Annotated in this window: 26 protein-coding genes; 23 read left to right on the top strand and 3 right to left on the bottom strand. The window is 63.7% G+C overall.

Going from position 1 to position 24,467, the window contains the following annotated elements:
- The first annotated feature begins 74 nt into the window (after positions 1-74).
- The 5 genes from WA302_RS20350 to WA302_RS20370 are packed head-to-tail and all read left to right on the top strand — an operon-like array spanning position 75 to position 4,513.
- Complete coding sequence (locus WA302_RS20350) at positions 75-1,568, top strand: APC family permease (RefSeq protein ID WP_141971123.1); 1,494 nt, start codon at positions 75-77, stop codon at positions 1,566-1,568.
- Positions 1,543-2,133: a DUF3156 family protein gene (locus tag WA302_RS20355; RefSeq protein ID WP_043136151.1), complete on the top strand. Its 591-nt coding sequence runs from the start codon at positions 1,543-1,545 to the stop codon at positions 2,131-2,133. The genes WA302_RS20350 and WA302_RS20355 overlap by 26 nt, the downstream gene beginning before the upstream one ends.
- Complete coding sequence (locus tag WA302_RS20360) at positions 2,126-2,908, top strand: SDR family NAD(P)-dependent oxidoreductase (RefSeq protein ID WP_089196489.1); 783 nt, start codon at positions 2,126-2,128, stop codon at positions 2,906-2,908. The genes WA302_RS20355 and WA302_RS20360 overlap by 8 nt, the downstream gene beginning before the upstream one ends.
- 11 nt (positions 2,909-2,919) lie before the next feature.
- On the top strand, positions 2,920-3,717 hold the full coding sequence (locus tag WA302_RS20365) for a MoaF C-terminal domain-containing protein (protein ID WP_197791103.1): 798 nt from the start codon (positions 2,920-2,922) through the stop codon (positions 3,715-3,717).
- A gap of 4 nt (positions 3,718-3,721) precedes the next feature.
- Positions 3,722-4,513: an SDR family oxidoreductase gene (locus WA302_RS20370; protein ID WP_033641763.1), complete on the top strand. Its 792-nt coding sequence runs from the start codon at positions 3,722-3,724 to the stop codon at positions 4,511-4,513.
- Positions 4,514-4,569: 56 nt separating this feature from the next.
- On the opposite strand, the gene hpaR is transcribed toward WA302_RS20370, so the two are convergent.
- The gene (hpaR, locus tag WA302_RS20375) at positions 4,570-5,022 is read right to left on the bottom strand and encodes a homoprotocatechuate degradation operon regulator HpaR (protein WP_004933183.1); all 453 of its coding nucleotides are present in this window, start codon (positions 5,020-5,022) and stop codon (positions 4,570-4,572) included.
- 325 nt (positions 5,023-5,347) lie between these two features.
- Between hpaR and WA302_RS20380 the strand changes: the two genes are divergently transcribed.
- The 11 genes from WA302_RS20380 to hpaC all read left to right on the top strand — a co-directional run bounded on the left by WA302_RS20380 (position 5,348) and on the right by hpaC (position 16,007).
- Positions 5,348-5,980, top strand: coding sequence for a fumarylacetoacetate hydrolase family protein (locus WA302_RS20380; RefSeq protein ID WP_049207851.1), 633 nt, complete (start codon positions 5,348-5,350; stop codon positions 5,978-5,980).
- Positions 5,977-6,741, top strand: coding sequence for a fumarylacetoacetate hydrolase family protein (locus tag WA302_RS20385; RefSeq protein ID WP_043136132.1), 765 nt, complete (start codon positions 5,977-5,979; stop codon positions 6,739-6,741). The genes WA302_RS20380 and WA302_RS20385 overlap by 4 nt, the downstream gene beginning before the upstream one ends.
- Positions 6,738-8,192: a 5-carboxymethyl-2-hydroxymuconate semialdehyde dehydrogenase gene (hpaE, locus tag WA302_RS20390; RefSeq protein ID WP_033636981.1), complete on the top strand. Its 1,455-nt coding sequence runs from the start codon at positions 6,738-6,740 to the stop codon at positions 8,190-8,192. Before WA302_RS20385 ends, hpaE begins: the two co-directional genes overlap by 4 nt.
- A 37-nt stretch (positions 8,193-8,229) precedes the next feature.
- Entirely contained in the window at positions 8,230-9,303 is a 1,074-nt protein-coding gene (gene hpaD / locus WA302_RS20395) for a 3,4-dihydroxyphenylacetate 2,3-dioxygenase (RefSeq protein ID WP_089180517.1), read from the top strand.
- A gap of 50 nt (positions 9,304-9,353) precedes the next feature.
- Positions 9,354-9,740 carry a 5-carboxymethyl-2-hydroxymuconate Delta-isomerase gene (locus WA302_RS20400; protein WP_004933172.1) on the top strand — a complete coding sequence of 129 codons (387 nt, stop codon included), beginning with the start codon at positions 9,354-9,356 and terminating at the stop codon, positions 9,738-9,740.
- A 14-nt stretch (positions 9,741-9,754) separates the two neighbouring features.
- On the top strand, positions 9,755-10,558 hold the full coding sequence (hpaH, locus tag WA302_RS20405; RefSeq protein WP_060434149.1) for a 2-oxo-hept-4-ene-1,7-dioate hydratase: 804 nt from the start codon (positions 9,755-9,757) through the stop codon (positions 10,556-10,558).
- 76 nt (positions 10,559-10,634) lie between these two features.
- A complete protein-coding gene (gene hpaI, locus WA302_RS20410; protein WP_074055321.1) occupies positions 10,635-11,429 on the top strand; it encodes a 4-hydroxy-2-oxoheptanedioate aldolase in 795 nt (264 codons plus the stop codon).
- 3 nt (positions 11,430-11,432) lie between these two features.
- Positions 11,433-12,803: a 4-hydroxyphenylacetate permease gene (gene hpaX, locus WA302_RS20415; protein WP_087762954.1), complete on the top strand. Its 1,371-nt coding sequence runs from the start codon at positions 11,433-11,435 to the stop codon at positions 12,801-12,803.
- A gap of 34 nt (positions 12,804-12,837) precedes the next feature.
- A complete protein-coding gene (gene hpaA / locus WA302_RS20420; protein WP_004933161.1) occupies positions 12,838-13,734 on the top strand; it encodes a 4-hydroxyphenylacetate catabolism regulatory protein HpaA in 897 nt (298 codons plus the stop codon).
- 178 nt (positions 13,735-13,912) lie between these two features.
- Positions 13,913-15,475 (top strand): 4-hydroxyphenylacetate 3-monooxygenase, oxygenase component, encoded by a 1,563-nt coding sequence (hpaB, locus tag WA302_RS20425; RefSeq protein ID WP_043136111.1) that lies wholly within the window; start codon positions 13,913-13,915, stop codon positions 15,473-15,475.
- A gap of 16 nt (positions 15,476-15,491) precedes the next feature.
- Complete coding sequence (gene hpaC / locus WA302_RS20430) at positions 15,492-16,007, top strand: 4-hydroxyphenylacetate 3-monooxygenase, reductase component (RefSeq protein WP_197812962.1); 516 nt, start codon at positions 15,492-15,494, stop codon at positions 16,005-16,007.
- Positions 16,008-16,040: 33 nt separating this feature from the next.
- On the opposite strand, the gene ampH is transcribed toward hpaC, so the two are convergent.
- Both ampH and WA302_RS20440 read right to left on the bottom strand, forming a co-directional pair.
- Positions 16,041-17,183: a D-alanyl-D-alanine-carboxypeptidase/endopeptidase AmpH gene (gene ampH / locus WA302_RS20435; RefSeq protein ID WP_025305189.1), complete on the bottom strand. Its 1,143-nt coding sequence runs from the start codon at positions 17,181-17,183 to the stop codon at positions 16,041-16,043.
- Between the two features lie 126 nt (positions 17,184-17,309).
- Positions 17,310-18,068 (bottom strand): FadR/GntR family transcriptional regulator, encoded by a 759-nt coding sequence (locus tag WA302_RS20440; protein WP_025305190.1) that lies wholly within the window; start codon positions 18,066-18,068, stop codon positions 17,310-17,312.
- Positions 18,069-18,304: 236 nt separating this feature from the next.
- On the opposite strand from WA302_RS20440, the gene WA302_RS20445 reads away from it, so the two are divergent.
- The 7 genes from WA302_RS20445 to fucP are packed head-to-tail and all read left to right on the top strand — an operon-like array spanning position 18,305 to position 24,466.
- The gene (locus tag WA302_RS20445) at positions 18,305-19,045 is read left to right on the top strand and encodes an SDR family oxidoreductase (RefSeq protein ID WP_043136107.1); all 741 of its coding nucleotides are present in this window, start codon (positions 18,305-18,307) and stop codon (positions 19,043-19,045) included.
- A gap of 25 nt (positions 19,046-19,070) precedes the next feature.
- Positions 19,071-19,916 (top strand): fumarylacetoacetate hydrolase family protein, encoded by an 846-nt coding sequence (locus WA302_RS20450; RefSeq protein ID WP_261456553.1) that lies wholly within the window; start codon positions 19,071-19,073, stop codon positions 19,914-19,916.
- A 14-nt stretch (positions 19,917-19,930) separates the two neighbouring features.
- Positions 19,931-21,208: an L-fuconate dehydratase gene (locus tag WA302_RS20455; RefSeq protein WP_025305193.1), complete on the top strand. Its 1,278-nt coding sequence runs from the start codon at positions 19,931-19,933 to the stop codon at positions 21,206-21,208.
- 14 nt (positions 21,209-21,222) lie between these two features.
- The gene (locus tag WA302_RS20460; protein WP_261456552.1) at positions 21,223-22,086 is read left to right on the top strand and encodes an amidohydrolase family protein; all 864 of its coding nucleotides are present in this window, start codon (positions 21,223-21,225) and stop codon (positions 22,084-22,086) included.
- A complete protein-coding gene (locus WA302_RS20465) occupies positions 22,064-22,840 on the top strand; it encodes an SDR family oxidoreductase (protein ID WP_043136096.1) in 777 nt (258 codons plus the stop codon). The genes WA302_RS20460 and WA302_RS20465 overlap by 23 nt, the downstream gene beginning before the upstream one ends.
- Entirely contained in the window at positions 22,837-23,196 is a 360-nt protein-coding gene (locus WA302_RS20470) for an L-rhamnose mutarotase (protein WP_015376547.1), read from the top strand. The genes WA302_RS20465 and WA302_RS20470 overlap by 4 nt, the downstream gene beginning before the upstream one ends.
- Positions 23,197-23,236: 40 nt before the next feature.
- Entirely contained in the window at positions 23,237-24,466 is a 1,230-nt protein-coding gene (fucP, locus tag WA302_RS20475) for an L-fucose:H+ symporter permease (protein WP_164099955.1), read from the top strand.
- The last annotated feature ends 1 nt before the right edge of the window (position 24,467 follow it).

Consider the following 24,467-nt stretch of genomic DNA (forward strand, 5'->3'; position numbering starts at 1 on the left):
GATTACCGCCGCTGGCGGTGAAAAACCTGCAAGCACCTGCATGCATCAGGCCAAAACTATAAGAGGAAATAACCATGAACCTGTCGTCGCGGTTGCACGCCCACCTGGCTCGAGGCAAGGTCGGCTTTCCCACCACCCTGGCCAGTTCGGTCGGGGTGATCATGGCCAGCCCGGTGATCCTGACGGTCACCAGCGGCTTCGGCATCGGCGGCGACACCTTCGCGCTGGCGATGCTGATCGCCTTCATCATGATGCAGGCGCAGCTCACCACCTTCTCCGAAGCGGCGTCGCTGCTGCCGACCTCCGGTTCGGTTTACGACTACATCTCCTGCGGCATGGGGCGCTTTTTCGCCATCACCGGCGCGCTGTCGGCCTACCTGATCGTGCACATCTTCGCCGGCACCGCCGAGACCATTCTCTCCGGCATCATGGCGCTGGTGAACTTTGAGCACCTCAACACCCTGATGGAAAGCCACAATGCCTCCTGGATGGTCGGCGTCGGGCTGGTAATCGTGTTCGGCCTGCTCAACGCGTTCGGCATCGAGGCCTTCGGCAAGGCGGAGATCGTGCTGACCTTCGCCATGTGGAGCACGCTGGTGATTTTCGGCATCGTCGGGCTGCTGTCGCCGCATGCGGTGCCGCTCGAGGGCTGGTTCGGCAGCACGCTTAGCCTGAACGATCCCTTCGCGGTGTTCAGCCTGATCGGCATGGCGATGTTCATGTTCGTCGGCTGTGAGCTGGTGACGCCGATGGCGCCGGAGATCAAACGCTGCGATCGGGTGATCCCGCGCGCGATGGCGCTCGGGCTGTGCGGCGTGGCGGTGTGCATGGCGCTGTATGGCGCGGCGCTCAGCCACCAGGTGGAAAACGTGGTGATCGACGCCGCCAGCGGCACGCGCCTGCTGGAAACGCCGATGGCCATCCCGGCGTTCGCCGGCCAGGTGATGGGCCAGTTCGGCAAATACTGGCTGGGCGTCGGCCTGCTGTTGGCGGGCGCGGCGACCATCAACACGCTGATGGCGGCGGTGCCGCGCATTCTGTACGGCATGGCGCTGGACGGCGCGCTGCCGCGCATGTTCGCTTATCTGCACCCGCGCTTTAAAACGCCGGTGGTCGGCATTTTGGTGGCGGTCCTGATCCCCTGCGTACACGCCTTCGCCATTCAGGGCAACCTCGACAGGATCATTCCGCTGGTGCTGGCGGCGGTGTGCGCCTGGGGCGTGGCCTACCTGCTGGTGACCTGTTCGGTGGTGATCCTGCGCGTGCGCCGCCCCGACCTGCCGCGCGCCTATAAATCGCCGTGGTTCCCACTGCCGCAAATCGTTTCCAGCGTCGGCATCGTGCTGGCCATCGTCTACATCACGCCGCCGGGGATGAACCCGAGCGACATCTACATTCCCTTCGGCTGGATGATCGGCCTGACCGCCGCCTATGCGCTGTTCTGGACGCTGTGCGTGCAGAAAGTGAACCCGTTCAAGCCGGTGCCGGTCGAGCAGGTGCTGGAGAACGCATTTGCCAAGGGTGAAAACGAGGAGGCGCAGTTTGATCGGCTTACTTCCCTCACTTAATCGCGCCTGGCGGCGCGCGCCGTCGGGCTATCGGCCGGGCGCCGCGCTAGATCGTCTGGCGCGCAATCTGGAACCCTACGCGTGCGAACGCCTGGCGCCGGGCCTGCTGCGGCTGACGCTGCCGCAGGGGCCGCAGATCGAGATCGGCGAACAGGTGCAGGGGCTGTTTATGGCGCATATCGTCAGCCACCGTTTTCGGTTGCAGGGCGCATGCGCAGCGCAGCCTCCGCTGACGCTGGACGTGGTGACCGGCGGCTGGCTGCGGCGGCGCGGGGTGCGCTATCTGTTGCGCCAACGCCATGCAGCCGCGCAGCGAGTGCTGGAAGGGCTGCAGCGCTACCCGCAGATCGGCGAGACGCTGGCGCAGCTGGATTTTCGCCGCGTGCGGCTGACGGTGAACGACGGGCGCTGGCAGGTGGATATCGAGCATTTTGCCGCGTCGGAGGTGGTCAGCCGTTTGCCGGCCGGCCGCCGCTATCTGCGGCTGGATGCCGAACAGCGGCGGCTGCTGTTGAGCAGCCTGCTGATGATCGGCCAACTGATGGAGAAGCTGAATCATGAATAGAGTGGTTGTGATTACCGGCGGCGGCACCGGCGTCGGCGCCGCCTGCGCCCGTCTACTGGCGGCGCAGGGCGATCGGGTGTTCATCATCGGCCGCCGCCCGGAACCGTTGGCGGCGCTGGCGCAAGAGATCGGCGCGCAGGCTTTGGTGGGCGACGCCGCCAGCGGCGAGAGCTGGAACCACACGCTGCTGCCGGCGATTCTGGGCGACGCCGGGCGCATCGACTGTCTGATCGGCAGCGCCGGCGGCATGGGCTTCAAGCGCATCACCGAGATGACCGACGCGCAATGGCAAGGGGCGATGGACAGCAACCTCAACAGCGCTTTCGCCAGTGCGCGCGCCTGCCTGCCGGAGCTGATTAAAAGCGGCGGCAACCTGCTGTTCGTGGCCTCGATCGCTTCGCTGGCCGCCGGGCCGGAGGTCTGCGGCTACGTTACCGCCAAACATGCGCTGATCGGGCTGATGCGCTCCATCGCCCGCGACTATGGCCCGCTGGGCGTGCGCGCCAACGCGGTGTGTCCGGGCTGGGTGACCACGCCGATGGCGGACGAAGAGATGCAACTGCTGATGGACGCCCATCAGATTTCGCTGGAGCAGGCCTACCAAATGGTCTGTCGCGACGTACCGCTGCGCCGGCCGGCCAGCGCCGAGGAGATCGCCCGCGTCTGCCGTTTCCTCTGTTCCAGCGAAGCTTCAATCATAACCGGCGCGGCGCTGGTGGCCGACGGCGGCTCCACCATCGTCGATGTGCCGACCCTGGCTTTCACTTCCCTGTAAGGAGCATTTCCATGAGTTCAGAAGCGGTATTCATTCAGGTTGGCGCGCTGGCGGAAGGCTTTGCGCCGCACAGCAACACGTTGGAACGCCAGCACGGCCTGGCGGGCACCACGCTGACGCTGCGCTTTAGCGACGGTGCGACGCAGCGCTGTCGGTTTACCGACGAGCAGACGCTGGAGTGGGGAGAGCGGCGCGGCGTCGCCTATCGCGCTACCAGCATTCGCCCTGGCGTGTTGTTCATCGATTTTCTCGATCCTACCCGCGCCAACGCCAGCATTACGCTGGTGTGTGACCGCAATCAGGGCAACTTCACTGCGGTGTACGGCCAACTGCCGGACGAAGCGCAGACGCGGCTCGATGCCTTCAGCCGAGTGGAGCAGGGGCTACCGCTGACCGCGGTCGAGGCCGAATTCCGCTTCGGCACGCTGGACGCCGCCGACGCGGCACCGCCGGGCTTTACCGATGAGCTGATCGGCATGCGCAATATGTACACCTACAGCCCGACCGAGCGGTACGAGCACATCTACCTGAACGACAACTTCTACGCCTGGCAGTGTCTGGACGGGGTGGAGAAAGGACTGGCGGACGTCGATCGCTGCCACTACGTGAAGGTGGCGGATCAGCTTTATCTGTTCGTCTGGCGCGAGAAGATCATCCCGACGCTGGGCGTGGTGATGATCGATCTGCAGGGCATGCGCACCGACGGCAAGATCCTCGGTTATCAGGGCAGCGATTTCAGCGCGCTGAGCAACTTTGCGGTCGGCGCCCACGCGCAGGTGCTCAACACCACGCACCACCCGCGAGGATAGGCCGATGAGCGCAACCTATGCGGCCAATGCCTTCGCGGGGCAGGTGGTGCTGGTGACCGGCGGCGCTCAGGGCATTGGGCTGGCGATCGTCAGCGCCTTTGCTCGGCTGGGCGCCGAGGTGACGATCGCGGACGTGCAGCTGCCGCAGGCGCAGGCGGCGGCGCAAACGCTGCGGGACGAAGGGCTGAGCGTACAGGCGCTGGCCTGCGATCTGGCCGAGCCGGGGCAGATTGCCGAGGGAGTGGCGGCGGTGGGTGAGCGCCGTCAACGGTTGGACGTGGTGATCCACAACGCCGCCTATTTTCCGCTGACGCCGTTTACCGCCATCGACGCGGCCTTGTTGCAACGCACGCTGAGCGTCAATCTGATGGCGCCGTTCTTTCTGGCGCAGGCGGCGCTGCCGTGGATGCGCCGTCGGGGCGGGGGCTGCATTCTGGTGACCTCGTCGGTGACCGGCCCGCGGGTGGCCTACCCGGGGCTGGCGCACTATGCGGCCTCCAAGGCCGGGGTGAACGGATTTATTCGCGCGGCGGCGCTGGAGCTGGCGGCGGAGAACATTCGCGTCAACGGCGTGGAGCCGGGGATGATCCGCACGCCGGCGATGGCCAACCTGGGCGACGCGCAGGTGAATCAGGCGATCGCCGCCTCGGTGCCGCTCGGGCGGCTGGGGGAACCGGAAGACATCGCCGCGGCGATGGTGTTTCTCGCCTCGCCGGCGGCGGCCTACATCACCGGCCAGACGCTGGTGGTGGACGGCGGCGCGCTGTTGCCGGAAACGAATTCTCTGCTTACTTGACGCTGCAGCGTTGTTGGCTGCAACGCCAATTAATTTGAGCATTCCGGTGGGTTAAATCACTGCTTGGCGGGATGCGCGGTGACGTTGGCAGGCAGGCTGTCGCCCAGGGTGATCAGCTCGTCCAGCAGCGTCATCAACTGATCCATTTTTTGCCGCGAGAAAGCGGCTTCAATCTCGGCGTAGCCCTGTTCCACCTGGTGGCGCGCCACTTCATACAGATCCTGACCCTGCTGGGTCAGCGACACGTACAGCTTGCGCTGATCGTTGACCGGCTTGAGGCGGAAGATCAGCTTATCACGCTCCATGCGCGACAGAATGCCGGTCAGGCTGGGGCGCAGGATGCAGGTTTCCGCCGCCAGTTCGTGGAATTCGATCGAGCGGCTGTTGGCCAGCACGCGGATGATGCGCCACTGCTGCTCGGTCAGGTTGTGGCTTTTCAGGATCGGGCGAAAGAACCCCATGGCGGTTTCGCGCGCCTGCAGCAGGGCGATGGTTAACGATTCATGCATAAGTTTGGCCTTAGCTATCAAGGTGTTCGTTGTCACGGCGCTTACCGCAGGGCTATTACCCCGCAGGCCCGATTTTGTTAATAACTTAATAGTAGCCAAAGTTACCCGCAGGGATAAAGCAAAAATGCGCGGCGCAGCGAAAAATGGCGAGAAAAATGATTAATACGCTGAATAATCACGCTAATGTTCGTTGTTTGTGAATATTTTGTTATCACGATCACAAATCACTCCAAGCGCGTTGCGTAAAAGCTGCACAGCGTATAAAAGTAATCATTAATATGTTAATGAATGCCGATTGTCATGTTTTGCCATTGGAGGAGTTCGCATGAAAGGCACCGTATTTTCCGTTGCGCTGAACCACCGTAGCCAACTGGACGCCTGGGATCAGGCGTTTCACCAGCCACCGTATCAAACCCCGCCCAAAACCCCGGTGTGGTTTATCAAACCGCGCAACACCCACCTCGCCAACGGCGGGGCGATCCCGTTTCCGGCCGGTGAAACCGTGCAGAGCGGCGGCACGCTGGCGGTGATCATCGGCGATACCGTGCGCAAGGTGCCGGCGGCGCAGGTGAGCCGTTATCTGGCCGGTTACGCGCTGGCCAACGACGTCAGCCTGCCGGAAAGCAGCTTCTACCGCCCGGCGATCAAGGCCAAATGCCGCGACGGGTTCTGCCCGCTGGGGGAGATTGGTCTGCTGGAGAATGCCGATCGGCTGGAGATCGTCACCGAGATCAACGGCGTGGAGCAGGACCGCTGGTCCACCGCCGATCTGGTGCGCTCGGTGCCGGAACTGATCGCCGCCATCAGCGATTTCATCACCCTGCAGCCGGGCGATGCGGTGTTAATCGGCACCCCGCACCAGCGGGTGGAGATCAAACCGGGGGATGAGGTGACGGTGCGCGCCGCCGGCCTGCCCACTCTCACCAACCGCGTCACCCAGGCAGGAGCCGCATCATGAAACATGCCCGTATTCGCCATCATGGCCAGATCGTCAACGTTCAGGTGGACGACCAGCTGCGCGTCACGCTGCCGAACGGCGAGGTGCTGCAGGAGCGCGAAGTGGAATGGCTGCCGCCGGCGCAGGGCACGGTGTTCGCCCTGGGGCTGAACTATGCCGACCACGCCAGCGAGCTGGAATTCAAGGCGCCGGAAGAGCCGCTGGTGTTCCTCAAGGCGCCGAACACCCTGACCGGGCACCGTCAGGTGTCGGTACGCCCAGCCGGCGTGGAGTATATGCATTACGAAGCCGAGCTGGTGGCGGTGATCGGCAAGACCGCGCGCAACGTCAGCCGTGAGCACGCCATGGAGTACGTGGCGGGTTACACCTTGTGCAACGACTACGCCATCCGCGATTACCTGGAGAACTACTACCGGCCGAATCTGCGGGTGAAGAGCCGCGATACCCTAACGCCGATCGGGCCGTACATCGTCGATCGCGACGACGTCGCCGATCCGCACCGGCTGGCGCTCAGCACCTACGTCAACGGTGAGCTGCGCCAGCGCGGCAGCACCGCCGACATGATTTTCGACATTCCGTTCCTGATCGCCTACCTGAGCGAATTCATGACGCTGCAGCCGGGCGATATGATCGCCACCGGCACGCCGAAAGGGCTGGCCGACGTGCAGCCGGGCGATGAAGTGGTGGTGGAGATCGAAGGCATCGGCCGTTTGGTTAACCACATTATCAGTGAAAAAGATTACGAGGAAAGCCTGCGATGAAAACCATCAACCACTGGATTAACGGCAAGAACGTCGCCAGCAAAGAGTATTTCACCACCACCAACCCGGCGAACGGCGAGGTGCTGGCGGAAGTGGCCTCCGGCGGTCAGCTGGAGATAGACCAGGCGGTGGCCGCGGCGAAAGAGGCGTTCCCCAAGTGGGCGAATACGCCGATGAAAGAGCGCGCGCGCCTGATGCGCCGTTTGGGTGAACTGATCGACCAGAACGTGCCGCAGATCGCCGAACTGGAAACCGCCGACACCGGCCTGCCGATCCACCAGACCAAAAACGTGCTGATCCCGCGCGCTTCGCACAACTTCGAGTTCTTCGCCGAGGTGTGCCAGCAGATGAACGGCAAGACCTACCCGGTGGACGACAAAATGCTCAACTACACGCTGGTGCAGCCGGTAGGGGTATGCGCGCTGGTATCGCCGTGGAACGTGCCGTTCATGACCGCCACCTGGAAAACCGCGCCTTGCCTGGCGCTGGGCAACACGGCGGTGCTGAAGATGTCCGAACTGTCGCCGCTGACCGCCGACCGCCTGGGCGAGCTGGCGCTGGAGGCCGGCATCCCGGCCGGGGTGCTGAATGTGGTGCAGGGCTACGGCGCCACCGCCGGTGACGCATTGGTGCGCCATAAAGACGTGCGTGCGGTCTCCTTCACCGGCGGCACCGCCACCGGCCGCCGCATCATCGAAAGCGCTGGGTTGAAGAAATTCTCCATGGAACTGGGCGGCAAGTCGCCGGTGCTGATCTTTGAAGACGCCGACATCGAGCGGGCGCTCGACGCCGCGCTGTTCACCATCTTCTCGATCAACGGTGAACGCTGCACTGCCGGTTCGCGCATCTTCATTCAGGAGAGCATCTACCCGGAATTCGTCAAACGCTTTGCCGAGCGCGCCAACCGTCTGCGCGTGGGCGATCCGCAAGATCCCAACACCCAGGTGGGGGCGCTGATCAGCCCGCAGCACTGGGAAAAAGTCTCCGGCTATATCCGCCTCGGGGTGGAAGAAGGGGCAACCCTGCTGGCCGGCGGCCCGGACAAACCGGCCGGTTTGAGCCACGGCAACTTCCTGCGCCCGACGGTGCTGGCGGATGTCGATAACCGGATGCGCGTGGCGCAGGAGGAGATTTTCGGGCCGGTGGCCTGCCTGCTGCCGTTCAAGTCGGAAGAAGACGGCCTGCGCATGGCCAACGACGTGGAGTACGGCCTGGCGTCGTACATCTGGACGCAGGATGTGAGCAAGGTTCTGCGCCTGGCCCGCGGCATTGAAGCGGGCATGGTTTTCGTCAACACCCAAAACGTACGCGATCTGCGCCAACCGTTCGGCGGCGTGAAAGCCTCCGGCACCGGCCGCGAAGGCGGCGAATACAGCTTCGAAGTGTTCGCCGAAATGAAGAACGTGTGCATTTCCATGGGCGACCACCCGATCCCGAAATGGGGCGTTTGAGCCTCAGGCCACAATAATAACGAAAGAGATGAGAACAATGACGACAAAACTGACCACTGATGCTGTCCCTGCTCCCGACGTCGTGCGCTGTGCCTACATGGAAATTCAGGTCACGAACCTTAAAGCCGCACGCGAATTTTACGTCGATATCCTCGGCCTGGTCGTGACCGCCGAAGAGGATAAAACCCTCTACCTGCGTTCGATGGAGGAGTTTATTCACCATAACCTGGTGCTGCGCGAAGGCCCGGTCGCCGCCGTGGCGGCGTTTGCTTTCCGCGTGCGCACGCCGGAAGACGTCGATCGCGCCGAAGCGTATTTCAAGGCGCTTGGCTGCCGTACCGAGCGTCGGGTGAACGGGTTCGCCAAAGGCATCGGCGATGCGGTGCGGGTAGAGGACCCGCTCGGTTTCCCGTATGAGTTTTTCTACGATGTGCAGCACGTCGAGCGTCTGGCCTGGCGCTACGATCTGTATACGCCGGGCGCGCTGGTGCGCCTCGACCACTTTAACCAAATCACCCCTGACGTGCCGCGCGCCGTGGAATACATCCAGGGGCTGGGCTTCCGCGTGACGGAAGACATCCGCGATGAAGACGGCGTGGTTTACGCCGCCTGGATGCGCCGCAAGGCGACGGTACACGATACCGCGATGACCGGCGGCGCCGGGCCGCGCATGCATCACATCGCCTTCGCCACTCATGAAAAGCACAATATTTTGGCCATCTGCGACAAGCTCGGCGCGCTGCGCAAATCCGATTTGATCGAACGCGGCCCTGGCCGCCACGGCGTCTCCAACGCGTTCTACCTCTACCTGCGCGATCCCGATGGCCACCGGGTGGAAATCTACACGCAGGATTACTACACCGGCGATCCGGACAACCCGACCGTGACCTGGGACGTGCATGACAACCAGCGCCGCGACTGGTGGGGCAATCCGGTGGTGCCGAGCTGGTATACCGAAGGATCGCTGGTGCTGGATCTCGATGGGCAGCCGCAGCCGGTCATCGAGCGCAGTGCGCCCAGCGAAATGGCCGTCACCATCGGCGCAGACGGTTTTTCCTATACCCGCGAGGGCGATACGGAAAAAGGTTTCAAACTTGGCAATACGCTGTAAATGCCGCTGCGCGGGCCGCGCCCGCGCCTATGCGCCGTCTGGAGAACGTTATGCCCCATTTTTACGCTGAATGTACCGACAACATCCGCCGCGAGGCGGATTTGCCCACCCTGTTCGCCAAGGTCAACGAGGCGCTGGCGGCGACCGGCATCTTTCCGCTGGCCGGCGTGCGCAGCCGCGCCATCTGGCTCGACACCTGGCAGATGGCCGACGGCAAGCAGGATTACGCCTTCGTGCACATGACGCTGAAGATCGGCCACGGCCGCAGTCTGGAAAGCCGGCAGCAGGTGGGCGAGATGCTGTTTGCGCTGATCAAGGAACACTTTGCCGCGCTGATGGCGCAGCGTTACCTGGCGCTCTCTTTCACCATGGAAGAGCTGGATCCGGTGCTGAATTACAAACAGAACAATGTCCACGCGCTGTTCAACAAGGCGTGAATAAGGGGTCGTACATGCTGGATAAAGAGCAGATTAACCGCGCCGTGCAGCGCCTGCATCAGGCGGAAAAGAGTCGTGAGCAGATCCGCGCGCTGTCGCTCGATCATCCCGAGATCACCATTGAAGACGCCTATGCCATTCAGCGGCAGTGGGTGGCGCTGAAGATCGCCGAGGGGCGCACGCTCAAAGGCCACAAGATCGGCCTGACGTCGCGCGCCATGCAGGTGAGCTCGCAGATCACCGAGCCGGACTACGGCGCGTTGCTGGACGACATGTTCTTCAACGACGGCAGCGACATTCCGATCGACCGCTTTATCGTGCCGCGGGTGGAGGTGGAGCTGGCGTTCGTGCTGGCCAAGCCGCTGCGCGGGCCGAACTGCACGCTGTTCGACGTCTACAACGCCACCGACTACGTCATTCCGGCGCTGGAGATCATCGACGCGCGCAGCCACAACGTCGATCCCGAGACGCAGCGGCCGCGCAAGGTGTTCGACACCATCTCCGACAACGCCGCCAACGCCGGGGTGGTGATGGGCGGGCGGCCAATCAAGCCGGATGCGCTGGATCTGCGCTGGATCTCCGCGCTGCTGTACCGCAACGGCGTGATTGAAGAGTCCGGCGTGGCGGCGGCGGTGCTCAATCATCCGGCCAACGGTGTGGCCTGGCTGGCCAACAAGCTGGCGCCGTATGAGGTGGAGCTGGAAGCGGGGCAGGTGATCCTCGGCGGTTCCTTCACCCGGCCGGTGCCGGCGCGGCGCGGCGATACTTTCCACGTCGATTACGGCCCGATGGGCTGCATCAGCTGCCGCTTCGTCTAATAAGCCGGCTCGGCGAACCGGGCCGCAATAATCGGGCGGGGGCCACGCGTCGCGCCCGCTTGTCAGGGAGAATGCGATGTTAACCAACCACTTCAAGCGAGCGCTGCAGGAAAAACGCCCGCAGATCGGGCTGTGGCTCGGGCTGTGCAGCAGCTACAGCGCCGAGCTGCTGGCCGGCGCCGGTTTCGACTGGCTGCTGATCGACGGCGAACATGCGCCCAACAACGTGCAAACGGTGCTGGGGCAGCTGCAGGCGGTCGCGCCTTACCCGAGCCAGCCGGTGGTGCGCCCGCCGTGGAACGACGCGGTGATCATCAAGCAACTGCTGGACGTCGGCGCGCAAACCTTATTGATCCCGATGATTCAGAATGCCGAACAGGCGCGCGACGCGGTGCGCGCCACGCGCTATCCGCCGCACGGCGTGCGCGGCGTCGGCAGCGCCCTGGCGCGTGCCTCGCGCTGGAATCGGGTGCCCGATTACCTGCAGCAGGCCGATGAGCAGATGTGCGTGCTGGTGCAGATTGAAACCCGCGAAGCGGTGAAAAACCTCGACGCCATTTTGCAGGTGGAAGGGGTGGACGGCGTGTTTATCGGCCCGGCGGATCTCAGCGCCGACATGGGCTTTGCCGGTAATCCGCAGCACCCGGAGGTGCAGCGCACTATCGACGACGCCATCGCGCGTATCCGCGCCGCCGGCAAGGCGCCGGGCATTTTGATGGCCAACAAGGCGCTGGCGCAGCGCTATCTGGAGGCCGGCGCGCTGTTCGTCGCGGTAGGGGTGGACACCACCCTGCTGGCGCGGGCGGCGGAAGCCCTGGCGAACGAGTTCAAACAGGGCGGGGCGCAAGCGCCTTCATCGGGAGTCTACTGAACCATGAACCACGTCGATTCGCTGCCGCCGGCCAACCCGGCGCAGCAACATAAAGCGTTAACCGCCGCCGAGCAATCGGTGATTAAAAAGTTGTTTCGGCGCCTGATCATTTTCCTGTTCGTGTTGTTTGTTTTCTCTTTCCTCGATCGTATCAACATCGGCTTCGCCGGGCTGACGATGGGCAAAGATCTCGGCCTCAGCTCGACCATGTTCGGGCTGGCGGCGACGTTGTTCTATGTCACCTACGTGATCTTTGGCATACCGAGCAACATGATGCTGAGCCGGGTCGGTGCGCGGCGCTGGATCGCCACCATCATGGTGCTGTGGGGCATTGCCTCCACCTGCACCATGTTCGCTACCGGGCCGACCAGTCTGTACGTGCTGCGCATGATTGTCGGCATCACCGAGGCCGGCTTCCTGCCGGGCATTCTGGTGTACCTCACCTACTGGTTCCCGGCGTTTTACCGCGCCCGCGCCAACGCGCTGTTCATGATCGCCATGCCGGTGACCATGGCGATCGGCTCGCTGGTCTCCGGCTATATCCTGGCGCTGGACGGGGTGATGAACCTGAAGGGCTGGCAGTGGCTGTTCCTGCTGGAAGGCATACCATCGGTGCTGCTGGGCGTGGTGGTGTGGTTCTATCTCGACGACACCCCGGCCAAGGCCAAGTGGCTGACCGACGAGGAAAAAGCCAGCCTGCAGGCGATGATGGAGGCCGACAAGCTGCAGCTGGTGCAGCCCAACGGGCCGAGCAGCCACCGCGCGCTGCAGCAGCGCAGCCTGTGGCGTGAGATCTGCACGCCGATTGTGCTGATGTACACGCTGGCCTATTTCTGCCTGACCAACACCCTGAGCGCGATCAACATCTGGACGCCGCAGATCCTGCAGAGCTTCAACCAGGGCAGCAGCAACGTGACGATCGGCATTCTGGCGGCGATCCCGCAGATCTGCACCATCGCCGGCATGGTGTGGTGGAGCAAACGATCCGACAGGCTGCAGGAGCGCAAGCATCACACCGCGCTGCCGTACCTGTTCGCCGCCGCCGGCTGGCTATTGGCGTCCGCCACCGATCACAGCCTGATCCAGCTGCTCGGGATCGTGATGGCCTCGGTCGGCTCCTTTACCGCCATGGCGATCTTCTGGACCACGCCGGATCAGTCGATCAGCCTGGAAGCGCGGGCGGTGGGGATCGCCGTGATCAACGCCACCGGCAACATCGGATCGGCGCTCAGCCCGCTGCTGATCGGCTGGTTCAAGGATCTGACCGGCAGCTTCAACTCCGGGCTGTATTTCGTTTCGGCGCTGTTGATCGTCGGCGCCGTGCTGGTGTGGCGCATTCCGATGAAGGATTCGCGCCCGAGAGCGACGCCTTGATGCGCAAGTGGGCATGATTGCAGGAGGTCATGAGGTGCGGAAAAGTACCGGCTTTATCGCCAACATCGATATTTGCAAAGAGTATGACGCGCGCTACGCCGCCGACGAGGTGCACTACGAAACCTTCGCCGGGCTGGCGGCATTCTTCGGCCGCGACATGCAGGTGCACTGGCACGACTGCTTCTTCCAGGTGCATTTCCTGGAGACCGGCAAGATAGAGCTGCAGCTCGACGATCAGCACTATTCGGTGCAGGCGCCGCTGTTCATCCTCACGCCGCCGTCGGTGCCGCATGCGTTCTTCACCGAACCGGACAGCGACGGCCACGTGCTGACGGTGCGCCAGGAGCTGATTTGGCCGCTGCTGGAGCGCCTGTACCCCGGCAGCAACCTGGCGCTGGACATGCCGGGCATCTGCCTGTCGCTGGCCGATGCGCCGCAGGAGCTGACGGCGCTCAGCCACTATTGGGCGCTGATCCGCCGCGAGTTCGCGCAGAATCTGGCCGGGCGCGAACAGACGCTGGCGCTGTTGGCGCAGGCGGTGTTCACGCTGCTGCTGCGCAACACCGCGCTGGAAGACAGCGCCAACAGCGGCGTGCGCGGCGAACTGCAGCTGTTTCAACGGTTTAACAAGATGGTGGACGAGCGTTTTCGCGAGCATCTGCCGGTGCCGGAGTATGCGCAGGCGTTGGGGGTGACTGAATCGCGGCTCAACGACCTGTGTCGGCGCTTCGCCAACCGGCCGCCCAAACGGCTGATCTTCGATCGGCTGCTGCGCGAGGCCAAGCGCATGCTGCTGTTCAGCGCCTGTACGGTGCATGAAACCGCCTACAGCCTCGGCTTCAAGGATCCGGCCTATTTCGCCCGTTTTTTCAATCGGCTGGAAGGCTGTTCCCCCTCGACCTACCGCGCGGCGCAACACGCCCTTTCGTAACCGCGATCACAGTTTGCCGCGAAAGCGGCAAACTGACCTGAAAAGTACCGGCGATTGCCGCAAAAGTCTCTTCTCGAAACCGGCTTTGGCAGCTTCAATTAAGCAACCAAAAGAAAACATTATTTTAACAAATGGCCGAATCCACGGCCTGAAAAATGCCGATGACGAGGAAGACCCGATGAAACCAGAAGACTTTCGTGCCGACAGCAAACGCCCGTTCACCGGCGCCGAATACCTGAAAAGTTTGCAGGACAGCCGCGAAATCTACATTTACGGCGAACGCGTAAAAGACGTCACCACCCACCCGGCGTTCCGCAACGCGGCGGCGTCGGTCGGCCAGCTGTACGACGCGCTGCACGATCCGGCCAGCCAGGATCGCCTGTGCTGGAATACCGACACCGGCAACGGCGGCTATACCCACAAATTCTTCCGCTACGCCCGCAGCCCGGAAGAGATGCGCCAGCAGCGTGACGCCATCGCCGACTGGTCACGCCAAAGCTACGGCTGGATGGGGCGCACGCCGGATTATAAGGCGGCCTTCGGCTGCGCGCTGGGCGCTTATCCGGAGTTCTACGGCCAGTTCGCCGATAACGCGCGCCACTGGTACAAACGCATTCAGGAAACCGGGCTCTATTTCAACCACGCCATCGTCAACCCGCCGATCGATCGTCATAAGCCGGTCAATGAGGTGAAGGACGTCTACATTCAGGTGGAGAAAGAAACTGACGCCGGCATCGTGGTCAGCGGCGCCAAAGTGGTGGCTACCAACTCGGCGTTGACCCACTACAACTTCATCGGCTTCGGTTCGGCGCAGGTGATGGGCGATAATCCGGACTTCGCGCTGATGTTCGTGGCGCCGATGGACGCCGAAGGAGTGAAGCTGATTTCGCGCGCCTCCTACGAGCTGGTGGCCGGCGCCACCGGATCGCCGTTTGACTATCCGCTCACCAGCCGCTTCGACGAGAACGACGCGATCCTGATCATGGATCATGTGCTGATCCCGTGGGAAAACGTGCTGATCTACCGCGATTTCGACCGCTGCCGCCGCTGGAGCACCCAGGGCGGTTTCGCCCGGCTGTTCCCGCTGCAGGCCTGCGTGCGCCTGGCGGTGAAGATGGATTTCATCACCGCGCTGTTGCAAAAGAGCCTCTCGTGCACCGGCGTGCTGGAGTTCCGCGGCGTGCAGGCCGATCTGGGCGAAGTGGTGGCCTGGCGCAACCTGTTCTGGTCGCTGAGCGACGCGATGTGCGCCGAAGCCACGCAATGGGAAAACGGCGCCTACCTGCCGGATTCCGCCGCGCTGCAAACCTACCGCGTGATGGCGCCGATGGCCTACACCAAGGTGAAACACATCATCGAGAAGAACGTCACCAGCGGCCTGATCTACCTGCCGTCCAGCGTGCGCGACATGAACAACCCGGAGATCGACAAGTACCTGGCGCGCTACGTGCGCGGATCGGACGGCATGGATCACGTCGAGCGCATCAAGATCCTCAAGCTGATGTGGGACGCGATCGGCAGTGAGTTCGGCGGGCGCCACGAGCTGTATGAGATCAACTACGCCGGCAGCCAGGATGAGATCCGCCTGCAGTGCCTGCGCCATGCGCAGGGATCCGGCAATATGGATCGCATGATGCAGATGGTCGACAAGTGCCTGGCCGATTACGATCAGCACGGCTGGAAGGTGCCGCACCTGCGGAACAATGACGATATTAATCAGTTGGATAATCTGCTGAAGTAATTCAGGAGGAGGTTGTATGTCTCAGGAAAATGAACAGCGGCTGCGCTTTCGCGACGCCATGGCCAGCCTGTCGGCGGCGGTGAATATCGTCACCACTGACGGCCCGGCGGGGCGCTGCGGCATCACCGCCACGGCGGTGTGCTCGGTAACCGATACGCCGCCGACGCTGCTGGTGTGCATCAACCGCAACAGCGCGATGAACCCGGTGTTTCAGGAAAACCGCAGGCTGTGCGTCAACGTGCTCAACCACGAGCAGGAGCTGATGGCGCGCCACTTCGCCGGCATGACCGGCGTCAGCATGGAAGATCGTTTCCGGCTGGAAGAGTGGCAGCTTGGCGCACTGGGGCAGCCGGTGCTGCGCAATACCCTGGCCAGCCTGGAAGGGGAAATCGAGCAGATCCAGAGCATCGGTACCCACCAGATGTACCTGGTGCAGATCAAGCAGATCGCGCTGAGCGAAGCCGGCAACGGCCTGATCTACTTCAAGCGCAACTTCCATCCGGTGATCCATCAGATAGCGGTGCTGGCCTGAGACGTGGGGGCGCAGCCAGCTGCGCCCCACATATCAACTCTTGTTGGCCGCCAGATCGCTCACCAGGCGGTTGACCGGATCGCTCATGTTGGTGAACTTACTCAGCTCCGAACGGGTCACCACCACGAACACCCCGACATTTTTCGCCGGGATCATCGCCATGTAGGTGATGAACCCGCCGCCGCCGCCGGTCTTCTGAATGATGCCCGGCAGCCCGTCCTTCGGCGCCATATACACCCAGCCTAACCCCAGCGCATCTGCTTGCCCCGGCACGTCCATGCCCTTCAGCGACACCAGATCGTGGCGCTGGAAGTACATGGTTTGTTCGCTGGCGGCGGTGGCTTTGCGCGGGCCGCTGGCGCTGGAGGAGAGGAACTGCTGCATCCAGCGCTGCATGTCGCGCGGGGTGGAGTAGACGCCGCCGCTGCCGGCCGCGGCGGTGGTGTCGCGGCAGGCGCTCGGGCCGGCCGCCGCCACCATCAGGCGCGAACATTGTTCAGGGCTCGGCGTCAGCGTGGTGTCGACCATGCCGAGCGGCGCGGTGATTTTCTCTTTCAGCAGCGCGTTGTAAGGCTTGCCCGCGGCGCGCGACAGCGCGTCGGCCAGCAGATCGTACGCCAGGTTGGAATACGCGGCGTGCACGCCCGGCGGTGTCGTGATGTTGGCATGCGCCAGCCACTGCCAGCGCTGGGCCTTGGTCGGCCAGGTGAACACCGGCGTTTTCGGCGGCTTCTTGCCCGGCTGCTCGCGCGGCAGCGCGCTGGTGTGAGTGGCCAGGTTCAATAACGTGATCGGCTGGCCGGCGTTGTAAGCCGGCACATAGGCGCCTTTGGGGGCGTACTTGCGCAGCGGATCGGTCAGTTTGACCTGGCCTGCCGCCGCCATTTTTACCATCACTTCACTGGTCATCAGCTTGGTGATCGACGCGATGCGGATCAGCGAATCCGGGCGCGGGCGCAGGTTGTTGCCGGGCTTGGTGTCGCCGAAGCTGCGGTTAACCACCTGATTGCCGTCGATCACCACCAGCGCCATGCCGGTGGCGCCGCTGTTGTAGAAAATATGTTCGGCATACTGGTCGACGATTTGCGAAGCCAGCTGCGGGGGCGCGGCCTGCACGGCCAGCGGCGCGGCGCACAGGCCCAGCGCCAGCAATAAAGCGGAGACAGAGTTCTTCAACGGTCGTTATCCATTTAACAATGCAGCGGGGAAAGGGCTTATTCGTCGCCCAGTGTAATGCCCCCAGGCCCCGGCTGCATGTAGAAAAAAGAGCGGTGGCGATAAAATTTTTTCACCGCCGGCGGCCTACTGCGCGCGGGCGAAAATGGCGATCACTTCGTCCAGGTGCGCCTTCATCGCCTTGCGGGCGCCGCGCACGTCGCGCGCTTCGATCGCCGCCAGGATCGCCCGGTGTTCCAGCTCGGAGCGGTGCGGCATGTCGTCCGGCGTATAGTGGCGCTGCAGCACGCGGAACATGCTGCCGTAACGGTGGCCGAGCAGGTGGCCGATGATGAACGCATAGGCCGGGTTGCCGCTGGCCTGGGCGATGCGGATATGGAACAGCCGATCGCCGGGGTGGGTGGCGGAGCCGGCCCGGTTATCGCGGCAATTCTGCTCATAGGCGGCGCGGATACCCGCCAGCTCTTCGTCGGTGGCGTGGCGCGCGGCCAGCGCGGCGGTCTCCGGTTCGATCAGCAGGCGGGTTTGCAGCAGAGAAAACGGCGGCAACTCGGCGTTGAAATCCAGCTCGATGTTCAGTTCGTCGTCGATCTCCGCCCACTGGTTGCGGCCGGCTTGGGCCATCACCGGCTCCTGCGACGGCGCCAGCGGCGTTGGCGAGCGCACGATCACCCCGTTGCCGACCTTGACGTCTACCAGGCCGATCACTTCCAGCGCGATCAGCGCCTCGCGCACTGACGCGCGGCTGACCTGCAATTGCTGGGCGAGATCGCGCTCCGAGGGCAGACGGCTGCCCGGCGGAAATTCGTTATTTTCGATCAGACGTTTGAGTTGGTCAGCTATCTGTCTGTAAATTCTTGGGTTTTCCAGTCGGGTAATCGGCATTTTTGACCTTTGACGATTCGGCGTTCAGTGATTTGGCGCACAATTATGCGATAAGGCGCTTGAGTAATCGTTATTCAAGTGTAAAAAAATGGTTAATTGAAATGCGGTTTCAAGGCTGTTTTTATTAACTTCTTCCCCCAACGATAACGCGTAAAGCGTCTTTTGTCATGTTAGAGGCCTGACCTTTAACTGCCTTTAGTGGCCTGACCATTAGACCTTTAGGCCGAGGAGTCAAGATGGATTTAACCGGGAAACGCGTACTGATCACCGCCGCCGGGCAAGGGATCGGATTCACCACCGCCAGGCTGTTCGCCGCCGCCGGCGCTGAAGTGATCGCCAGCGACATCAACCTCGAGCGCCTGCAGGGCTCCGCCGGGATCCGCGCGCTGACGCTGAACGTCACCGATCCGGCCGCCATCGCGGCGGCGGCGGAAGCGATCGGCCCGATCGACGTGCTGTTCAACTGCGCTGGCGTGGTGCACAGCGGATCGATCCTCGACTGCAGCGAAGATCAGTGGGCGTTCGCGCTCGATCTCAACGTCACCGCGATGTTCCGCATGATCCGCGCCTTCCTGCCGGGCATGTTGGCGCGCGGCAAAGGCTCGATCATCAACATGTCTTCGGTGGCCTCGAGCGTGAAAGGGGTGCCGAACCGCTTCGCCTACAGCGCCAGCAAGGCGGCGGTGATCGGCCTAACGCGCTCGGTGGCGGCGGATTACGTCACCCAGGGCATCCGCTGCAACGCCATTTGCCCCGGCACGGTGGAATCGCCGTCGCTGCGCCAGCGCATCGCCGAGCAGGCGCGCGAACAGGGGCGCAGCGAGCAAGAGGTGTATCAGGCGTTCGTCGCCCGTCAGCCGATCGGGCGCATCGGCACCACCGAGGAAATCGCCCAATTGGCGCTGTATCTGGCCTCCGACGCCAGCTCGTACACCACCGGCACGGTGCAGATCATCGACGGTGGCTGGAGCAACTGAGCCGCCAGTTTTGAGAGAGGAACGCATGAAACTTTTACGTTATGGGGAACCCGGGCAAGAGCGCCCCGGCATGTTGGATGAGCAGGGCCGCCTGCGCGATCTGTCGCAGCATATTGCCGACGTGGGGGGCGCCGCGTTATTGCCGGCGTCGCTCGCCAAACTGCGCGCGCTGGACAGCGCCGCGTTGCCGCTGGTCGAGGGGCAGCCGCGTCTCGGCGCCTGCGTCGGCGGCATCGGCAAGTTCATCTGTATCGGCCTGAACTACGCCGATCACGCGGCGGAAACCGGCGCGGCCATTCCTGAAGAACCGGTGGTGTTCAACAAATGGACCAGCGCGGTGGTCGGCCCCTACGACCGGGTGGAGATCCCACGCGGCTCGCAGAAAACCGACTGGGAAGTGGAGCTGGGCGTGGTGATCGGCCTGGGCGGGCGCTACATCAGCGAAGCGGACGCGATGCGCCACGTCGCCGGTTATTGCGTGATCAACGACGTCTCAGAACGCGAGTATCAAATTGAGCGCGGCGGCACCTGGGACAAGGGCAAAGGCTGCGACACCTTTGGGCCGATCGGCCCCTGGCTGGTGACCGCCGATGAGATCGCCGATCCGCACAGCCTGAACCTGTGGCTGGAGGTGGACGGCAAGCGCTATCAGGACGGCAACACCAGCACCATGATCTTCCGCATTCCACAGATCGTCAGTTACCTCAGCCGCTTTATGAGCCTGCAGCCGGGCGACGTGATCTCCACCGGCACGCCGCCGGGCGTCGGCATGGGGCAGAAACCGCAGCCCATCTACCTGCGGGCGGGCCAGACGATGCGTCTGGGCATTGAAGGGCTGGGCGAACAGCGCCAGCAAACCGTACAGGCTTAACCGGGAGCGCCGCCATGACCACCATTACCGCACTGCGGGTTGAAGACATTCGTTTCCCCACGTCGCTGGGGCTGGACGGATCCGACGCCATGAATCCGGATCCCGACTATTCCGCCGCCTACGTGATCCTGGAGACCGATCGCGCGGATCTCAGCGGCCACGGACTGACGTTCACCATCGGCCGCGGCAACGAGATCTGCTGCGCGGCGATCCGCGCGCTGGAGCATCAGATCGTCGGTGAGCGGCTGGAGACGATCGCCGCGGATATGGGCGCCTTCTGGCGGCGCTTCACCAGCGACAGCCAGCTGCGCTGGATCGGGCCGGACAAAGGCGCCATTCACCTGGCGACCGGCGCGGTGGTCAACGCGGTGTGGGATCTGTGGGCCAAATCGGTCGGCAAGCCGGTGTGGCGGCTGGTGGCGGAGATGACGCCGGAGGAGCTGGTGCGCTGCATCGACTTCCGTTACATCACCGACTGCATCACGCCGCAGGAAGCGCTGGCGCTGCTGAAACAGCGGGCCGAGGGCAAAGAACGGCGCCTGGAGCGGCTGCTGCAGGAGGGGTATCCCTGTTACACCACCTCCGCCGGCTGGCTGGGCTACCCGGACGACAAGCTGCGCCGCCTGTGCCAGGAAGCGGTCGACGCCGGTTTCTCCTACCTGAAGCTGAAGGTCGGGCGCGATCTGGAAGACGACATCCGCCGGGTGCGCATCGCCCGCGAGGTGATCGGCCCAGATCGCCGGCTGATGATCGACGCCAACCAGGTGTGGGAAGTGGACGAAGCCATTCCGTGGGTGAAGCATCTGGCGTTCGCCAAACCCTGGTTTATCGAAGAGCCGACCAGCCCGGACGACGTGGAAGGGCATCGCCGCATCCGCGAAGGGGTGGCGCCGGTCAAGGTGGCCACCGGTGAGATGTGTCAGAACCGCATCATGTTCAAGCAGTTCATCATGCGCGGCGCGGTAGACGTGGTGCAGATCGACGCCTGCCGTCTCGGCGGCGTCAACGAAGTGCTGGCGGTGATGCTGATGGCGGCCAAATACCAGCTGCCGGTCTGCCCGCACGCTGGCGGCGTCGGACTGTGCGAGTACGTGCAGCACCTGTCGATGATCGACTACCTGTGCATCGCCGGCACCCACGAAGGCCGGGTGATCGAGTACGTCGATCATTTGCATGAACACTTTGTCGATCCCTGCGTGATCAACGGCGCGGCCTACATGCCGCCGAGCCGTCCCGGTTACTCGATCGAGATGCATCCGTCTTCGATCGAGCAGTATCGGTTCCGCGGGTGAGGCGGGAGGATCGCATGTCGCGCATCGACGCGCATCAGCACTACTGGCGCTATCACCCACGGCACTACCCGTGGATCGACGAGCGGATGCGGGTGCTGCGGCAGGATTTCGATCCGCCCCGGCTGCGGCCGCTGTTGCAGGAACACGGTTTCGACGGCGCGCTGGCGGTGCAGGCGCGCCCCAGCGAGGACGAGACGCTGGCCCTGCTGGCGCTGGCTGAGCAGAGCGAGGGCGTATGCGGCGTGGTGGGCTGGCTGGATATCGCCGCGCCGCAGCTGGCGCAGCGCCTGGAGGCCTTACAGCCTTACAGCGCGCTGCGCGGGGTGCGCCATCAGGTGCAGGACGAAGCGGATCCGGCGGCCTGGTTGGCGCGGCCGGAGGTGGAACGCGGCATGCAAACGCTGCAGCGCGCCGGGTATGTGTACGAGATCCTGGTGACGCACCGGCATCTGGCGGCCGCGGCGGCGTTCGCCGCCCGCCATGACGAACACTGGCTGGTGCTGGATCACCTCGGCAAGCCGGACATCGCGCGCGGCGCGCGGCACTGGGCGCAGCAAATCCGGCCGCTGGCGGCGCTGCCGCACGTGGCCTGCAAGCTCTCGGGGCTGATCACCGAGGCGCCGGGCGGCCGGTGGCGGGCGGAAGAACTGCTGCCGTTCTTCGACGCCGCGCTGGAGGCGTTCGGCCCGGAGCGGCTGATGTTCGGCTCCGACTGGCCGGTGTGCCTGCTGGCCGGCGACTACCGCCAGGTGGTGCAACTGTGCGAACGGGCGCTGTCGACGCTGGGGGCCGCCGAGCAGGCGGCGATTTGGGGCGGCACCGCCTGGCGAATTTACGGTTTAACGGAGTCTGGTTATGGATCTGTATCTGCAAGATAAGGTGGTGCTGGTCACCGGCGGCGGTGCCGGCATCGGCGCGGCGATTGCTCATGTGCTGGCCGAGGAGGGGGCGATCCCGGTGCTGGTCACCAACGCCGCGCCGGAGGCGGCGCTGCTGGCCGATTTGCAGCGGCTGCAGCCGCGCACCGAGGTGATCCTCACCGAATTGTGCGACGAGGCGGCCTGCCGCCGGGCGGTCAGCCAGACGCTGGCGACCTTCGGCCGCATCGACGGACTGGTGAACAACGCCGGGGTCAATGACGGCGTCGGGCTGGAGGCGGGGCGTGAAGCGTTCGTCGGCTCGCTGGAGAAGAACCTGGTGCACTACTACCTGATGGCGCACCTGTGCCAGGCGGCGCTGCAGGAAAGCCGGGGCGCCATCGTCAACATCGCCTCCAAGACCGCGCTCAGCGGGCAGGGGGGCACCAGCGGCTACACCGCCGCCAAGGGCGCGGTGCTGGCGCTGACGCGCGAATGGGCGGTGTCGCTGCGCCATGACGGGGTGCGGGTGAACGCGGTGGTGCCGGCGGAGGTGATCACCCCGCAGTACCAGCGCTGGCTCAACACCTTCGCCGAGCCGCAGCGGCAGATGGAGAAAATCACCGCGCGCATTCCGCTCGGGCAGCGCATGACCACGCCGCAGGAGATCGCCGATACCGTGGCGTTTTTGCTGTCGTCGCGGTCATCGCATACCACCGGGCAGTGGCTATCGGTGGACGGCGGCTACCTGCATCTCGATCGGGCGCTGACGTGAGCGGCGCGGCGGCAGGGCGGCGCCGTTTCTGCCAGGCGCTCGATCTGATTGACTCACCGGCGCTGATTGCGGAGTACCAGCAGCATCATCAGCGCATCTGGCCGGGCATCGCCGCGCATTTGCGCGAGCACGGCATTCTGGACATGGAAATTTACCGGTTGGGCACCCGGCTGTTCATGATCGTGGAGGTCAGCGCCGATTTCGACGCCGCGCGTTTTGACGCCGCCAGCCTGAACAACCCCGAAGTACAGCGATGGGAAGCGCTGATGTGGCACTACCAGGCCGCCACCCCCTGGACGCCGCAGGGCGAAAAATGGGTGGAAATGGCGCGGATTTTCTCTCTGCAACAGCAATAACGCCAACATCATCATCGCCAGACGATACGAGGGTATCACCATGCTTGCTGAAAAAAGTGCGGCCTCCGCGCAGCCGGGCGTCCCCGTGACCGCCAATCTGCGCTGGGCCTTTATCCTGGTCACCAGCCTGTTCTTCATGTGGGGGCTGTCCTATGGCCTGCTGGACGTATTAAACAAACATTTTCAGGAGACGTTGCACGTCACCAAGGCGCAGTCGGGGCTGCTGCAGGCGGCCTATTTCGGCGCCTATTTCCTGGTGGCGCTGCCCGCCGGGTACTTTATGGACCGCAAGGGCTATAAGGCAGGCATTCTGGTCGGGCTGTGCCTGTACGCGCTGGGGGCGCTGTTGTTCGTGCCGGCGGCGTCGGCCAACAGCTTCAGCGTATTCCTGTTCGCGCTGTTCGTCATCGCCAGCGGCCTGGGCTGCCTGGAAACGGCGGCCAACCCGTACGCCACGGTGCTGGGCGACGCGCAGGGCGCCGAACGGCGGCTCAACCTGGCCCAGTCGTTCAACGGCCTCGGGCAGTTTATCGGCCCGTTGATCGGCGGCACGCTGTTCTTCTCCGCCAGCCAGTCCGCCGGCGGCGGCGATCAGAGCGCGGTGAAGATGACCTATGTAGCGATCGCCGTGCTGGTGCTGCTGATCGCGCTGTTGTTCAGCCGCACACGGCTGCCGGCGATCCGCGAAGAGGAAAAACCGGTGCACGGCGTGATAGCGCAAGGATTGTGGCAGCATCCGCATTTCGTCGGCGGGGTTATCACACAGTTCTTCTACGTGGCGGCGCAGGTGGGCGTCGGGGCGTTCTTCATCAACTACGCCACCGAGCACTGGCGCGAGGTGTCTAACCAGAGCGCCTCTTACCTGCTGTCGATCGCCATGATCTGCTTTATGGTCGGACGCTTCTTCAGCACCTGGCTGATGGGGCGAGTCAAACCGGCGACGCTGCTGGCGGCCTATGCGCTGATCAACATCGCGCTGTGCGGCGTGGTGATGCTGAGCGTCGACGGCGTATCGGTGGTGGCGCTGATCGCGGTGTTCTTCTTTATGTCGATCATGTTCCCGACCATTTTCGCCCTGGGGGTGAAAAACCTGGGTAAACACACCAAACGCGCCAGCTCCTTTATGATCATGGCGATCGTCGGCGGCGCCATCATGCCGTACTTTATGGGGGCGCTGGCCGACCGTTACAGCACCGCGCTCTCTTATCTACTGCCGCTGCTGTGTTTCGCGGTGGTGCTGGTTTACGGCCTGCGGCAGCGCCGCGCCTGAT

It is taken from the genome of Serratia sp. 201 (assembly GCF_037027545.1).
Taxonomy (GTDB): Bacteria; Pseudomonadota; Gammaproteobacteria; order Enterobacterales; family Enterobacteriaceae; genus Serratia; species Serratia bockelmannii.

Coding starts and splice junctions, on each gene's coding strand:
- WA302_RS20350 (WP_141971123.1), top strand. CDS start 75: ATGAACCTGTCGTCGCGGTTGCACGCCCACCTGGCTCGAGGCAAGGTC.
- WA302_RS20360 (WP_089196489.1), top strand. CDS start 2,126: ATGAATAGAGTGGTTGTGATTACCGGCGGCGGCACCGGCGTCGGCGCC.
- WA302_RS20365 (WP_197791103.1), top strand. CDS start 2,920: ATGAGTTCAGAAGCGGTATTCATTCAGGTTGGCGCGCTGGCGGAAGGC.
- WA302_RS20370 (WP_033641763.1), top strand. CDS start 3,722: ATGAGCGCAACCTATGCGGCCAATGCCTTCGCGGGGCAGGTGGTGCTG.
- hpaR (WP_004933183.1), bottom strand. CDS start 5,022: ATGCATGAATCGTTAACCATCGCCCTGCTGCAGGCGCGCGAAACCGCC.
- WA302_RS20380 (WP_049207851.1), top strand. CDS start 5,348: ATGAAAGGCACCGTATTTTCCGTTGCGCTGAACCACCGTAGCCAACTG.
- WA302_RS20385 (WP_043136132.1), top strand. CDS start 5,977: ATGAAACATGCCCGTATTCGCCATCATGGCCAGATCGTCAACGTTCAG.
- hpaE (WP_033636981.1), top strand. CDS start 6,738: ATGAAAACCATCAACCACTGGATTAACGGCAAGAACGTCGCCAGCAAA.
- hpaD (WP_089180517.1), top strand. CDS start 8,230: ATGACGACAAAACTGACCACTGATGCTGTCCCTGCTCCCGACGTCGTG.
- WA302_RS20400 (WP_004933172.1), top strand. CDS start 9,354: ATGCCCCATTTTTACGCTGAATGTACCGACAACATCCGCCGCGAGGCG.
- hpaH (WP_060434149.1), top strand. CDS start 9,755: ATGCTGGATAAAGAGCAGATTAACCGCGCCGTGCAGCGCCTGCATCAG.
- hpaI (WP_074055321.1), top strand. CDS start 10,635: ATGTTAACCAACCACTTCAAGCGAGCGCTGCAGGAAAAACGCCCGCAG.
- hpaX (WP_087762954.1), top strand. CDS start 11,433: ATGAACCACGTCGATTCGCTGCCGCCGGCCAACCCGGCGCAGCAACAT.
- hpaB (WP_043136111.1), top strand. CDS start 13,913: ATGAAACCAGAAGACTTTCGTGCCGACAGCAAACGCCCGTTCACCGGC.
- hpaC (WP_197812962.1), top strand. CDS start 15,492: ATGTCTCAGGAAAATGAACAGCGGCTGCGCTTTCGCGACGCCATGGCC.
- WA302_RS20440 (WP_025305190.1), bottom strand. CDS start 18,068: ATGCCGATTACCCGACTGGAAAACCCAAGAATTTACAGACAGATAGCT.
- WA302_RS20445 (WP_043136107.1), top strand. CDS start 18,305: ATGGATTTAACCGGGAAACGCGTACTGATCACCGCCGCCGGGCAAGGG.
- WA302_RS20450 (WP_261456553.1), top strand. CDS start 19,071: ATGAAACTTTTACGTTATGGGGAACCCGGGCAAGAGCGCCCCGGCATG.
- WA302_RS20455 (WP_025305193.1), top strand. CDS start 19,931: ATGACCACCATTACCGCACTGCGGGTTGAAGACATTCGTTTCCCCACG.
- WA302_RS20460 (WP_261456552.1), top strand. CDS start 21,223: ATGTCGCGCATCGACGCGCATCAGCACTACTGGCGCTATCACCCACGG.
- WA302_RS20465 (WP_043136096.1), top strand. CDS start 22,064: ATGGATCTGTATCTGCAAGATAAGGTGGTGCTGGTCACCGGCGGCGGT.
- fucP (WP_164099955.1), top strand. CDS start 23,237: ATGCTTGCTGAAAAAAGTGCGGCCTCCGCGCAGCCGGGCGTCCCCGTG.